The sequence below is a fragment of the Microcystis ichthyoblabe FBCC-A1114 genome (genome assembly GCF_050500245.1).
GTDB classification, from domain to species: Bacteria; Cyanobacteriota; Cyanobacteriia; order Cyanobacteriales; family Microcystaceae; genus Microcystis; species Microcystis ichthyoblabe_A.
In genome coordinates, this window is the sequence record NZ_CP191408.1 from 2,236,434 (window position 1) to 2,248,854 (window position 12,421).

General features: G+C 38.3%; 15 protein-coding genes. 1 reads left to right on the forward strand and 14 read right to left on the reverse strand.

Going from position 1 to position 12,421, the window contains the following annotated elements; all coding sequences use genetic code 11:
- Nucleotides 1-23: 23 nt before the first annotated feature.
- The 3 genes from ndhI to pyrE form a co-directional block, all read right to left on the reverse strand.
- A complete protein-coding gene (ndhI, locus tag ACQY1Y_RS10860) occupies nt 24-596 on the reverse strand; it encodes an NAD(P)H-quinone oxidoreductase subunit I (RefSeq protein WP_002733194.1) in 573 nt (190 codons plus the stop codon).
- Nucleotides 597-638: 42 nt separating this feature from the next.
- Complete coding sequence (gene nuoH, locus ACQY1Y_RS10865) at nt 639-1,757, reverse strand: NADH-quinone oxidoreductase subunit NuoH (RefSeq protein ID WP_002775034.1); 1,119 nt, start codon at nt 1,755-1,757, stop codon at nt 639-641.
- 330 nt (nt 1,758-2,087) lie between these two features.
- Nucleotides 2,088-2,777, reverse strand: a complete 690-nt coding sequence (gene pyrE, locus ACQY1Y_RS10870; RefSeq protein WP_430014551.1) for an orotate phosphoribosyltransferase — start codon at nt 2,775-2,777, stop codon at nt 2,088-2,090.
- Between the two features lie 53 nt (nt 2,778-2,830).
- Here pyrE and ACQY1Y_RS10875 point away from each other — a divergent pair, with 53 nt between their 5' ends.
- On the forward strand, nt 2,831-3,283 hold the full coding sequence (locus ACQY1Y_RS10875; protein ID WP_430014552.1) for a porin: 453 nt from the start codon (nt 2,831-2,833) through the stop codon (nt 3,281-3,283).
- Nucleotides 3,284-3,296: 13 nt separating this feature from the next.
- Here ACQY1Y_RS10875 and ACQY1Y_RS10880 read toward each other — a convergent pair whose 3' ends face one another.
- The 11 genes from ACQY1Y_RS10880 to fni all read right to left on the reverse strand — a co-directional run bounded on the left by ACQY1Y_RS10880 (nt 3,297) and on the right by fni (nt 12,416).
- Nucleotides 3,297-5,132, reverse strand: coding sequence for an ABC transporter ATP-binding protein/permease (locus ACQY1Y_RS10880; protein ID WP_430014553.1), 1,836 nt, complete (start codon nt 5,130-5,132; stop codon nt 3,297-3,299).
- Between the two features lie 331 nt (nt 5,133-5,463).
- Nucleotides 5,464-6,072: an acyltransferase gene (locus tag ACQY1Y_RS10885; RefSeq protein WP_130757482.1), complete on the reverse strand. Its 609-nt coding sequence runs from the start codon at nt 6,070-6,072 to the stop codon at nt 5,464-5,466.
- 79 nt (nt 6,073-6,151) lie between these two features.
- Nucleotides 6,152-6,655, reverse strand: a complete 504-nt coding sequence (locus tag ACQY1Y_RS10890; RefSeq protein WP_223210823.1) for a condensation domain-containing protein — start codon at nt 6,653-6,655, stop codon at nt 6,152-6,154.
- Between the two features lie 89 nt (nt 6,656-6,744).
- Nucleotides 6,745-7,521, reverse strand: coding sequence for an SDR family NAD(P)-dependent oxidoreductase (locus ACQY1Y_RS10895; protein WP_002753728.1), 777 nt, complete (start codon nt 7,519-7,521; stop codon nt 6,745-6,747).
- 55 nt (nt 7,522-7,576) lie between these two features.
- Nucleotides 7,577-7,996: a phosphopantetheine-binding protein gene (locus ACQY1Y_RS10900; protein ID WP_043998503.1), complete on the reverse strand. Its 420-nt coding sequence runs from the start codon at nt 7,994-7,996 to the stop codon at nt 7,577-7,579.
- Nucleotides 7,915-8,667 carry a condensation domain-containing protein gene (locus tag ACQY1Y_RS10905; RefSeq protein ID WP_430014554.1) on the reverse strand — a complete coding sequence of 251 codons (753 nt, stop codon included), beginning with the start codon at nt 8,665-8,667 and terminating at the stop codon, nt 7,915-7,917. Before ACQY1Y_RS10905 ends, ACQY1Y_RS10900 begins: the two co-directional genes overlap by 82 nt.
- A gap of 104 nt (nt 8,668-8,771) precedes the next feature.
- Nucleotides 8,772-9,137, reverse strand: coding sequence for a capsular polysaccharide biosynthesis protein (locus tag ACQY1Y_RS10910; RefSeq protein ID WP_187602901.1), 366 nt, complete (start codon nt 9,135-9,137; stop codon nt 8,772-8,774).
- 38 nt (nt 9,138-9,175) lie between these two features.
- A complete protein-coding gene (locus ACQY1Y_RS10915; RefSeq protein ID WP_002753721.1) occupies nt 9,176-9,976 on the reverse strand; it encodes an SDR family oxidoreductase in 801 nt (266 codons plus the stop codon).
- A gap of 48 nt (nt 9,977-10,024) precedes the next feature.
- Nucleotides 10,025-10,582, reverse strand: a complete 558-nt coding sequence (locus tag ACQY1Y_RS10920; protein WP_002753720.1) for a cupin domain-containing protein — start codon at nt 10,580-10,582, stop codon at nt 10,025-10,027.
- Nucleotides 10,583-10,746: 164 nt separating this feature from the next.
- The gene (locus tag ACQY1Y_RS10925; protein ID WP_430014555.1) at nt 10,747-11,379 is read right to left on the reverse strand and encodes a LysR family transcriptional regulator; all 633 of its coding nucleotides are present in this window, start codon (nt 11,377-11,379) and stop codon (nt 10,747-10,749) included.
- Complete coding sequence (gene fni, locus ACQY1Y_RS10930; protein WP_002753718.1) at nt 11,373-12,416, reverse strand: type 2 isopentenyl-diphosphate Delta-isomerase; 1,044 nt, start codon at nt 12,414-12,416, stop codon at nt 11,373-11,375. Before fni ends, ACQY1Y_RS10925 begins: the two co-directional genes overlap by 7 nt.
- Between the last annotated feature and the right edge of the window lie 5 nt (nt 12,417-12,421).

The window sequence follows — 12,421 nt, forward strand, 5'->3', positions numbered from 1 at the left end:
GACGGCTGATAGCTAACTGCTAATTAATCGGTAATTTCTTCCGGACGTTTACCGGCGCGTTGACTACCGGCGGGTAAATCGTGGGGTTCGATAACACCTTTAGGCAGATAACCTAATTCCCTCAGAGGTGTTACCATCGGATCTTGGGTGACTTTGTAGGGTAAACGGCCTAGGGCGACGTTATCATAGTTTAATTCATGACGATCATAGGTCGCTAGTTCGTATTCTTCGGTCATCGATAGGCAATTAGTCGGACAGTATTCCACACAATTACCGCAGAAAATACAGACCCCAAAATCGATACTGTAGTGTTTGAGTTCTTTCTTTTTAATTTCCTTGTTAAAAGTCCAATCCACTACTGGTAAATTAATCGGACAAACTCGCACACAAACTTCACAGGCGATACATTTATCGAACTCAAAGTGAATTCTACCCCGATAACGTTCCGAGGGAATTAACTTTTCGTAGGGATATTGGACGGTAATCGGACGACGACGCATATGATCGAAGGTAACGGATAAACCTTCGCCGATGTATTTCGCCGCTTGAATGCTACCTTTGGCGTAATCGCTGACTTGTTTGAGAATGTTAAACATGATGGTCAGAGGGGTAGTAGGTTAACAGGGCAAAAACGGGAATTAACCGCCAAAAGCAAAGGGAAAAGCTAGTTTTAGGGCGGCGGTAAGTAGTAAGTTAACTAAAGATACCGGTAAGAGGAATTTCCAGCCTAAATCGAGTAATTGGTCAATGCGAACCCGGGGTACAGTCCAACGCAAGAGAATAGCGATGAAGATGAGAAAATAGGCTTTTAATACCGTCATCGTAATCCCTAGGGAAGCGGTGATAATTTGTAGCCAAGGATTGGTTTCACTAACTCCCAACCAGCCGGCCAAAGCATTGACGGGGATAGGAAATTCCCAACCGCCAAGATAGAGGACGGCGAAAACTAGGGCCGACAGCACGAGGTTAACGTAGGAACCCACATAAAAGAGAGCGAATTTCATCCCCGCGTATTCGGTTTGATAACCGGCGACTAATTCCTCCTCCGCTTCCGGTAAATCGAAAGGCAGACGTTCACACTCAGCTAAAGCGGCAATCCAGAAAATCAGAAAACCCACCGGTTGGCGCCAGATATTCCAGCCTAAAATGCCATAACCGGATTGTTGTTCGACAATATCAATGGTACTGAGACTATTAGACATCATCACAATCGCTAATACCGATAAAGCCAAGGGAATTTCATAACTAATCGATTGCGCCGCGGCCCGCAGGCCTCCCAGCAAGGAATACTTATTATTCGAGGCATAACCCGCCATTAATAAACCAATGGGGGCAATACTGGACAAGGAAATCCATAAAAAGATCCCCACGTTTAGGTCAGTAATCAGCAGATTTTGACCGAAGGGGACGATGAGGTAGGAGACAAACACCGGCATCACCACCAAAATCGGCCCGAAGAGGAATAACCAAGGGTCAGCCTTAGCGGGGACGACATCTTCTTTAAAGACTAATTTCAGACCGTCGGCGACTGGTTGTAAAACGCCTAAGGGTCCTGCGTATTCGGGCCCGATACGCTGTTGGACGGCGGCGGAAATTTTCCTTTCTAACCAGACGCACACTAAAACCCCCACTGTGGCGGCAATAATCATCAGGAACATGGGTAAAGGCATCCAAATCGCTTTAGCCAGTCCTCCACTTAATCCCAAGTCTGTTAGGGATTTAATGAAACTTTCTTGTAAATCTATGCCTTGATTCATATTTGGCGATCGCTGTACTGTCAATAGTTCGGCATGGTCTGAAGATTTTTAAGCAAATCTTATAGCCTAGTATACAGTTAGTCGGTCTGAGGGTTATCAGTAAAGTGACAAAGGCTTCAACTCATTAGCAGCCAAGAGAGTCAAGCAATCTTGATTCCCCGTCCGAGAATAGGTATTAGTCAATAGTTAGACTCTGAATCTATCAATGTTCTCATCTGTTTCTTAGCGCCGACAACCTCAGTTAGTTACCAATTATTCACAGGAAAAAAATACAGCTAAGTTTTACCCACTGTTAAAACCCAGTTATCGAGCGTTTCTCGCCAATCGCGGCTATTTTTTCTGATAAGCCGCCTGTAGATCCCGAATCGAAAACAAAGCTTGAAACTGTATTCCCTGAGATTGGTAAAATTCCGCCCCTCCTTGTTCTCTATCCACCAAAGCAATGATTAAATCTACCTGATAACCCGCATTGCGTAATCTTTCTACCGCTACCATGGCACTTTTCCCCGTTGTCACCACATCTTCGAGGACAACCACCGCGGCACCGGGGTTTAAAGTCGGCCCCTCGATATAAGCCATAGTACCGTGACCTTTTGCCTCTTTACGGACGATTAAAGCTGGAATCGGGCGATTTTCGTAGGCAGATACCACAATAACGGCACTGACAATCGGATCCGCCCCTAGGGTTAATCCTGCCACCGCTTGGGTATCTGGAGGCAGTAGGGACAGCAATAAACGCCCCACGGCTAAAGCTCCCTCAGCATTGAGGGTAACTTGTTTACCGTTGATATAGTAGCTGCTTTTTTGTCCTGAAGACAGGGTGAAATCCCCCTCTCGATAGGCAAGACGGACAAGAGCATCGAGGAGAAATTGACGCAGGGAAGCAGTGTCGAGATTCGCTACCGAGGAATTAGCCATATTTTCAGGATTGGGAGCCTGACTGACTCCAAAATTTCGGTTACAATTAAGCCAAAAGTCATTATATATTGACTCGATCGCTAGTATTGATTTCTTTCTCATCCCATTGAAGCAATTTTTTAATTAACCCTATCCCTGTGAGGAGATTTTTACCCATGCGCGCTAAGTTTTTACTTCCTTCCCTGTTTTGTTTAACCGGTTTAGTCTGGTTGAGTTCGCCTAGTGCGATCGCCCAACGTTCCCCCGCCACCACTCCGGCACCGGTAAAAACCCAACAATTGCAACTTGTCCCCTCTCCCGATACGGCGGTAGGATTTAATAATATCCCTGGTTTGTTTAACCGCGCTGTTAATAACAATACGGGTCGTTTCTACGACTACACCAGCATTTTAGGACAGTTAAACTCTCTTTTTGGTTGGCGTACTTTTATGCAAGGTTCCTATTTCGATAATCTGATTACTCGGGATGCGAAATTGGTCGAAACTTTATACTATGATGTCATGCAACAGCAACAGTCTGGACCTTTAATTCGCACCCAAGATTTACCCAATCCCTTCGATACTTCCCTACAGGAAAATCCCAGTTATTTAAGTCCAGGCGGATTTTAATCCACCTGAGAAGCTAAACTCTCACCCATTTGGCAATATCAAGGGTTTTGTCATAACGATAGCTCATGCCATCATTGGCAACAATTATTTGACCTCGACTGGCTTTATTTTTGATCGTACTTAAGCTATAGTTGGTCAGTTTTTGCATTTCTTGATGGGTAAAATTGTCTTGATTGTTCATTTCAGAGACAATTTCTATCGTTTCATCAACGGTTTTGGCATTGTTGGTATGAGTTGCAATCGCTGCTGATGGATGATAGTCTGCCATTCTCATTAAACGCCAAGTAGAATCCTCGGAAAGTTCCAAAACCCTTTGATGATAGTTAAACAAACTTTCTCGATGTCCGACACTAATAAAGGTCTTGCCAGTTTGTTGTAACTGTTTATATAAATGATCTTCATTTTTTAAATCTAAAGCACTGGTGGCTTCATCTAAAATCACAAAATCTGGCTGATTAACGAATAGTCGCGCAAAGGCTAGACGCTGTTGTTCTCCTAAAGATAAAATATTTTCCCAATCCACTTCCTCATCAAAATTTTTGATGCGATTAAGAACATCTTGCAGGTTAACTTCTTGTAAGATTTCTTTTAATTGGGATTCACTCATCTCCGTTGTCGTTTGAGGATAAATTAGCTGTTCGCGCAGGTTTCCTAAAATGATATAAGGACGTTGGGGTAAAAATAATAAATCGTCGAGGGGAGGTCGCACCAAATGACCTGTACCTGTATTCCATAACCCAGAAATAGCGCGTAAAAGAGAACTTTTTCCTCGACCACTTGGCCCAACAATTAATAAACCTTCCCCTGGTTCAACGGACAGGGATAAATGTTCGACAATCACTTTAGCGGCATCGGGAGTTTGTAAGGTGACATCATCAAAAGCTAGATTGTTATCTTCAATGACTTTAATGGTATTAACTGGGTTGGTTTGTTCGCTTACACCCTCTAAAGCTTGGTAAAACTCTTCTAAACGTTCAATATAATTAATAAACTCACCGGAGCGTCCAAATTCATCCACTAACACGGATAAGGCTGTGGAAAAGAAATAGCAACAATAGCTGACTTGGTTAACTTGTCCAAACTCAATTTCACCACTAATATATAATGGGGAAACAATTAAGAAGGGGAAGATTTGAACAATGGATTGATAGCCGCGGTTAAAAAATTCTTGGGTTCTTTCCCAATTAATTCTTTCAATTATAATTTTAATCACCTGATTGAACTTCCTTTGAATAATATTTAACTCTTTTTCTTCCCCTCTAAAAAATGCAATTGATTCGGCATGAGTCCGAACATGAGTAATGGCGTATTTATAGGTTCCTTCGGTTTCTAATTGTTGTTTACTGACTTTATTTAATTGTTGAGTAATATAGGTAGCAAGAATATTTCCAATAATCGTATAAACCAGAAGCACTATAGAAATGGTTCTAGAAATTGACCAAAGGATGACAATAAAAACCAGCATCTCCATGAGTTTTTCGACGCAGGTTGTTAAAAAGTCCATCGTTGTTCTGGTGATGGGTTGAATTTCTTGGGATAAACGCTGATCTGGATTTTCAATATCTCCTTTAAAATTGATTTGATAATAAGCACGATTTTTAAAATATTTTTGCAAGATACTACTATTGATCCATTGATACCAATCCAGCGCAATTAGTTTTTTAAGAAACTTGGACAATCCTCCGAAAAACGTCATACTGCCTAGGGTAATCCCATAAATAATGACAAAATAAGTTAATTTTTCTGCATCCCTAGCTTCTGTGAAGGTAATTAAGTCTCTAAAAACAAAACTATTAAACGCATTAAGACCTACTAATCCCACTAATAATAAAAACAATAAAACGAGCATTCCCCAGGAACGAATAATCTGCGAAAAAGCTCTATCCTGGTGTTCTTTAGGATACCAATAAACTTAAATAAATCTTAAAAATTCTTGAAGAGATTGATTGAAAGTTCGGACATCTTCTTTGAGATTTATACTATCTGAGGTTTTTTCTGAAACATTCATAGGATTCTCCTTGGGCTAAAATGGTGACATTATAACTTTGAATGTCTATCTCTTGAGTTAGACATTAATTCAGCATACCATAAAAATCTGCATTGTTATCAGAAATTATATTATTACTATTTTCTGGATTTTCTACAGATCAGGAATGAATATTAACCGAATTGAATCAGATTCATAATCGTTTGATAATTTTGGCAGGATTACCTGCAACGATTGTAAAAGGTTCTACATCTTTTGTTACAACAGAACCTGCTCCAATAATTGCCCCTTTCCCAATCGTAACCCCTTTAAGAATCGCAACATTAAATCCAATCCAAACATGATCTTCTATCACCACGGGTGCAGATTGTATATCAACATCCTTAGCATCCTTAATCAGATTATTCAAAATGAGTACTTCCATAAATTCTTTCTGTCTTAAAACATAATTTAATGAATGAGCATCGGTATCATAAATACTGACATCATCGGAAATTATAACTTCGTTTCCAATTTTGATAGAAGTAGCTGATCTAATTCGAGTTCCTTCACCAATATAACAATTTCTCCCTATTTCTATTTTTCCACCATAAGGAAATATAGCTAATTCTCCGATAATTACTGTATTCTCTCCAATTTGAATTAGAGTTTTATCCTCCCTATAGTTTATACACTTTCCGATAAATTTGACGGAACTGTGAAATGTAGCATTGTCGGAAAGTTTTTTATGTTTTTCGATCCGTTTTTGTTTTTCTAAAAATTTTGAAATTAATAAATATAATTGATGTTTTAAATTAAACATAAGATTTTACTCGTGAAATTAATGAATGGATGAGATAAGCTGGTGCAATTCAGCTTATCGGGTATGATTAAATCGACATTTATTGTGTTAAAAACCCACTTTTAGTAAAATATGCAAAATAACTGTTGTCTTTGCCAAACGGGAAAATCACCGTATTGAATAGGGAAATTTGGTCAAGGATTAGATTATTTTTGTAAAAAGCTTCATATAAATGAGAAAGTTCTTGTAGTAAATCCAATAAAGGCAAATTTAACTGAATTTTTAGTTTAATAATTTGTCGAGGAGTTTTGTCAACTTCTTGAAAACAAGTTCGCAACAATTCATGACGTTGCATAATAGTTTCCAAAGCTTTTCTAAAGATATTAACGTCCAAATTGCCGTCAATTTGAAAGCGAAACGGCATATTATAGGTATAGCCGTTAGCTTCTAATTGGTACAAAAACCAAAGTCGTTCTTGAGAAAAAGAAAGCGGTACAAGTTGAGACGGATTCCTAGGAGGTATCGTATTTGTTTTTACACCGATTCCTTTTTTTTGTAGTAACAGCTTGAGTAATTTCTGTTTGTCTTGAGAGTTATGGTTCATTTTTGACATGGGTTAAATAGGATTAATTCAGTGATTTTAGGTTGGTTTGATGGATACAAATCAACCTAAAAATTGTTTAATTATTGATGCTAAATAGCGGTATAACCTCCATCTACCATTAAAATTGCTCCAGTTACATAAGAGGAAGCTTCGGACGCTAAAAACACGACAGGGCCAATTAACTCTTCTAAATCTCTGGTTCGTTTCATGGGAATTCTAGTATATAATTCGTCCACTTCATCGGAAGTTGAACGTAAACCTTCTGTTCCTTCCATCATATTATTCATATACCCCAGTGCAAAAGCATTGACTCGAATTTTGTGACTAGCTAATTCGACCGCTAGGGATTTTACTAATTGATTGACACCACCTTTTGCGGCGCTATATGCTCCTGAAGATTTGGGAACAGCAACGAAAGCACAGATAGAAGAATTCATAATAATTGATCCCTTTGTTCCTTGTTTGATCATTTGTTTGGTTGCGAGTTGAGCGCAATTAAAATAACCTTTTAAGTCAACATTAATAACCTGATCCCATTCAAATTCCTCTAATTCATCAGTGTTTTTGAGAATTTCAACCCCTGCATTACAGACCATAATATCGAGTTGACCATAATTAGCAACCGTCTGGTTAATTAAATTCTGACAAGCTTGACTTTGACGAACATCGGTCTGGATTGCGATTGCCTCGCCTCCTGCTTCTTGAATCAGTTGAACCGTTTGTTCAACACCAACTTGATTAATATCACCAATTACTACCTTAGCTCTAGCTTGTGCTAATCCTTGGGCTAATACCCGACCAATTCCTCGGGCAGCACCCGTGATAATTGCAACTTTACCTGTTAAATCAAAGAGATGATTTGTCATTTTTTTCCTTCAGTTTAAATCAATGTCCACTATAGAAAGTTTAATTCATTTAGGTTCAGCTTTGAGATAGTAAAGCTTGAACTTCTTCTGGTGAAAGTCTAGAAATTTCTTGAACCGTTACGGCAATTTCATTTAGTAACCCTTCATTCCCCACTAATTCAATCATGACTTGAGTTAATTGGCTGATAGTTGAGTGATTAAAAAGTTGACGCACAGAAATTTCAATTTCTAAGGTTTGACGGATTTTACTAATCAGTTGAATCGCTTTTAAAGAATGCCCACCTAACAGAAAGAAATCGTCTTCAATCCCAACTCGTTCGACTTCTAAAATTTCTGCCCAAATTACCGCTAAAACTTCTTCAATTGCAGTTCGAGGAGCGACATAATTTTCAGTTAACGATAAGGGGTTTTTATCGGGTATTGGTAAGACTTTTCGATCAACTTTACCGTTAGGACTGAGTTGAAAAGATTCCATTTATCAAAGACTAATGGAGTTGGAGAGGTAAAACCTTGAAGATTTTGTCGCCAAAAGCGTTCGGACTGAGTTTGCTCTTGCTGTTGTACCCAATTAATATAGTCTTGGTAAGGGCGAGGTGTCGGTAAATTGACGGGTCGATGGTTGATGAGTCCAGCGTAAAACTCGAAAACTTCTTTCAACAGAATTGCTGTTGACCAACCATCTAATAAAATATGATGCCCAGTATTAATAAATTCATATTTTTGATCTTCGACTTGAATTAAATGACATCGAATTAAGGGGACTTTATCTAATTCAAAATATTGCTCTCTATCAGAGGTTAATAATTCCTGAAATTTAGTTTCTTGTTCGGCGGAAGAATGCGATCGCCAATCTTGATTAAACCAAGGCAAGGTGACATTTTTTCTAACCACTTGTAAAGGCTGTTTGGTTTTTTTCCAAGCAAAACAAGTCCGTAAAATACTATGTCTATCTACTACTTTTTGCCAAGCTTGTTGGAACGCATTAATATCTAAATTGCCTTGCAAGGTGACTTGAATTTGTGATAAATACGTCTTTGATTCTGGATTATATAAAGAATGAAATAGCATCCCCTGCTGCATGGGAGAAAGGGGATAAATGGATTCAATATCTTTTTTACTAACCCTAGATTGTTGAGGTGTTACCATTATTTTTCCCAATAGATTAAATAAAAATGTGCGTGAGTTTCTTGAATCAAACTTAGAACGAATTACCTTTAAGGCTCTTCTAGGTTCTGTGTGATAAGTTTAACTTACATAGGATCGATCAATCTTTGTGTCCTCTGTGTCTCTGTGGTTCCTTCCACCCCCTCGCTAGTAGGATTAATTTTATCCCAAATTTTGGCAACAATTTCTGTGTTTAAATTATGAACATGATACACCGCTTTTTCTGGAGAAGTTTTTTTAATAGCAAGATAAGGATTAGCAGAACCAACTTTACCCATTTGATCAACTAGGATCACCGAAGGTTGTTGAAGCTCCTGTTTAAATTTGCGTGGCAGCCTGCAAATATTAAAATTATTAATAATACTGGAAAAAATGGGAAAGTTACGATTATCTTTAGTCGGATAATAGGGAACAAATTTGTCTAACATTTGAGATTTAGATTGGCTATTCATGACCCCTGTGGTTGTTGATTTTTAATTGATGGATAAGTTTAAAATGCTGACGAGGATAAACCCCCATCGAGGGGAATAGTAATTCCCGTTATATAACTCGCACATTCTGAAGCTAAAAATACAACGAGATTAGCAAATTCTTCAGTCGTACCAATTCGATTCATGGGAATTGTTTTTAGAATTCTTTCTCGGATTAAATCTGGGGTCGTTCCCTCCTTTTTGGCATAAATTTCTAAATATTCTCGATGTCTAGGGGTGTCAATAACGCCGGGGTTAACACTATTAATTAAAACATTATAGGGGGCGGTTTGTCTAGCTACTGATTTGGTAAAATTCATTAAAGCTGCATTGACAACACCCGATTTAACTAAACGAGGGGATGGCTCTTTTCCCGATGTGCCAATGATATTAACAATTCTTCCCCAATGTTGTTTTTTCATAATCGGTAATACTAAATTGGTTAAGCGAATATAACCGATTAATTTCCCTTGAAAAACGTTGAACCAATCTTCATCGGAAAGGTTTTCAATTAAATTTTCAGCAAAGTTAGCTCCTTCAGAATTATTGACTAAAATGTCAATTTTGCCGTATTGATTTAAAGAGTCCTGTATTAATTGTTCAGAATCTTGAGCTTGATGGACATCAGCCACTAAACTCAGAATTTGTTGGGCAGGATAAGCTTGAGCCAGAGATTGATAAGCTTGTTCTAAGCGTTGGGAATTGCGACCACAAATAATTAAGTGACAGCCTTCTTCTGCTAATTTTTTAGCAATAGTAAACCCAATTCCCGCACTACTTCCCGTAATCAAAGCCACTTTATATTTTAATCCTAAATCCATAAACTTTTTCCTAGCATTTTGAGGTTAAACTTAAAATTTTAAAACGAACTAAATTAAAATTTTAATCAAATTAATATCTTGATTCGATGAATTATATCCCTTTTTTAAAATTTTTGAAGGAGCATAATAAATTTGACCATATTCTAAACACGGTTTTTCATTTTCTATGAAAATTTCTAATTTTCCATTCAAAATAAATCCGATTTCTTCTTGCTCACCTTGATGTGGGGGAATGGAATAACCATAAGGTATTTTCATCATCACGATTTCAAACCAAGAACCCTTAACAGATTGACAGGGTAAATGAGTGATTTTATCTTGGTTGTTGGATAGTGTTAATACAACGTCTTCTGAAGAGAAAGAAGAGGTAATCCGTTTAAGATCAAATCCAATCATCGGTTCTGATAAAGGATTAAAAGCACCATGAGGAATATTGCCATCAGCTATATAAACATCTTGCAAAGGTCTTAAGGGTTTAATCACATCTTTAATATACAGTTTCAGTTCTCCTGAGAATACCATGCCAATTTGACTTTCAGGATGTTGGTGGGATTCAAGTTTAGCATTAGGAGCTATAACGTATAACTGAAAATGGTGTCTTGGCATTGAAAAACCTCTAATTCTACATGAGGATTGAGTTTAATAGTTTTGGGAATTGGGAAAAATTCAGACATGATTTTAGGGGACAAGTTCAAAATGAAATTGAGAGGTTAAATTTCAATTATTTTTATGTGATGAAGACAACTATTTTCATCGGATAGGTAACTTTTTTAGGTATGCACAGGTAAATAAATACTTTGAATCATGGTGTTTTCCTTTTTGTGAAATAAAGACCAACTCATCTCAATTTTACCATATTGTGAAATAAATTCTAAATCATATTCTCGGAGGGCATTTTCATTGGTAATGGCTAAATCTGCCAACCCTTGTTTAACTTGAATAGCGGCCACACTGATAGAATTCACAAATTTGATTTTCATCTTATTTTGATTCAGGTCGCCTGGTAATAAATAGGGAAGTAAAGGAAGAGGAGCGGGATGAGTAACCAGGGTACAATTTTCTAAAACGATTTCTTCATTTTTTCGCTTGGCTAATCCGTAAACGGGTGTGGGATAGGTGAAGATAAAACCTAGTTTAAAACTCGGTTCCATATAGAAATCATTAATTTTTTCATAGGCATGGGGTACTAACGCCAAATCTATCTGATTTTCGAGTAAAGATTCTTTTAAATCTGTAAAGCTATCAAATAAATAACTATTAACCGAAATCTGTTGTAATTTCCATTGAGAAATTAGATAATTTAAGGTTTGTTCACTACTGGTTTCTTTGGAACCAAAAGTGCCAACGCTTAAAGTTTTGACATCAAGCTGGGGATAACACAATTCCATTGAAAACTTTAACATAGTTTTAAGGCTCCTGAATGTTTAAGGGCGGATAAATTAGGATTTCCGGTACAAAATAAAACAATTTCAAGTTCAGCAATTAAAAATTTTACCAACTCATCAACGGCGGCTTCTGATTCAATCGCTGCCACGAGAAACGGACGAGCCAACCCTCCTAAATCGGCTCCTAAAGCGATGGATTTGGCAAGGTCTAAGCCATTTTTTAAGCCCCCAGAAGCAATTAAAGGAATGGTTGAATTCATGGACCGAATGGCGGTAATACATTCAGCCGTAGGTAAACCCCAATCGGCAAAAACTTGTCCGAGATGCCTTTGTCTGTTGTCTTTGGCTCTTTGGCTTTCGACTTTAGCCCAGGACGTGCCTCCGGCCCCCGCCACATCAATCGCAGCGACTCCGGCTTCAATTAATTGTTTGGCCATCACCGCAGAGATGCCATTTCCGACTTCTTTGGCGATGACGGGAACGGGTAATTGAGCGCAAATTTGCTGAATTTTAGCGAGTAAACCTTTAAAATTGGAATCGCCTCCCGATTGCACCCATTCTTGTAAAGGATTGAGATGCAGAATTAAGGCATCAGCTTCTAATAATTCCACCAGTTTTAAACAGTCTTCTAAACCGCAGCCGTAATTTAACTGTACAGCCCCTAAATTCGCTAACAGGAGAATATCTGGCGCCAGAGAACGGACTGCAAAGGTCGGCGCTAATTCCGGTTGTTCGAGTGCAATGCGTTGAGAACCCACCCCCATCGCTAAACCATAACGTTGAGCGACCATTGCCAATCGAGTATTGACTAAATGGGCTAATTCCGTTCCTCCGGTCATGGAAGAGATGAGAATTGGAGCTTTTAAAGATTTCCCCAAAAAGGTTGTCCCCAGTTCAATATCGCTACGGTCAAGTTCAGGAAGACAACAATGGGTAAAACGATATTTTTCTAAACCGCTTGTAAGTTGTTGAAATTCTACATCTTCTTCGATACAAACTCGCAGATGTTCGCTTTTACGATTTTCAATTTCACTGGGAAGATTAGGTGATGGCATAGTTG

Excerpts from the sequence above, each read along its gene's own strand:
- ACQY1Y_RS10895 (WP_002753728.1), bottom strand. The coding sequence starts at position 7,521 with ATGACAAATCATCTCTTTGATTTAACAGGTAAAGTTGCAATTATCACG.
- ACQY1Y_RS10880 (WP_430014553.1), bottom strand. The coding sequence starts at position 5,132 with ATGCTCGTTTTATTGTTTTTATTATTAGTGGGATTAGTAGGTCTTAAT.
- nuoH (WP_002775034.1), bottom strand. The coding sequence starts at position 1,757 with ATGAATCAAGGCATAGATTTACAAGAAAGTTTCATTAAATCCCTAACA.
- ACQY1Y_RS10925 (WP_430014555.1), bottom strand. The coding sequence starts at position 11,379 with ATGTTAAAGTTTTCAATGGAATTGTGTTATCCCCAGCTTGATGTCAAA.
- pyrE (WP_430014551.1), bottom strand. The coding sequence starts at position 2,777 with ATGAGAAAGAAATCAATACTAGCGATCGAGTCAATATATAATGACTTT.
- ACQY1Y_RS10885 (WP_130757482.1), bottom strand. The coding sequence starts at position 6,072 with ATGTTTAATTTAAAACATCAATTATATTTATTAATTTCAAAATTTTTA.
- ACQY1Y_RS10920 (WP_002753720.1), bottom strand. The coding sequence starts at position 10,582 with ATGCCAAGACACCATTTTCAGTTATACGTTATAGCTCCTAATGCTAAA.
- ACQY1Y_RS10910 (WP_187602901.1), bottom strand. The coding sequence starts at position 9,137 with ATGAATAGCCAATCTAAATCTCAAATGTTAGACAAATTTGTTCCCTAT.
- ACQY1Y_RS10875 (WP_430014552.1), top strand. The coding sequence starts at position 2,831 with ATGCGCGCTAAGTTTTTACTTCCTTCCCTGTTTTGTTTAACCGGTTTA.
- ACQY1Y_RS10915 (WP_002753721.1), bottom strand. The coding sequence starts at position 9,976 with ATGGATTTAGGATTAAAATATAAAGTGGCTTTGATTACGGGAAGTAGT.
- fni (WP_002753718.1), bottom strand. The coding sequence starts at position 12,416 with ATGCCATCACCTAATCTTCCCAGTGAAATTGAAAATCGTAAAAGCGAA.
- ACQY1Y_RS10905 (WP_430014554.1), bottom strand. The coding sequence starts at position 8,667 with ATGGTAACACCTCAACAATCTAGGGTTAGTAAAAAAGATATTGAATCC.
- ACQY1Y_RS10890 (WP_223210823.1), bottom strand. The coding sequence starts at position 6,655 with ATGAACCATAACTCTCAAGACAAACAGAAATTACTCAAGCTGTTACTA.
- ndhI (WP_002733194.1), bottom strand. The coding sequence starts at position 596 with ATGTTTAACATTCTCAAACAAGTCAGCGATTACGCCAAAGGTAGCATT.
- ACQY1Y_RS10900 (WP_043998503.1), bottom strand. The coding sequence starts at position 7,996 with ATGGAATCTTTTCAACTCAGTCCTAACGGTAAAGTTGATCGAAAAGTC.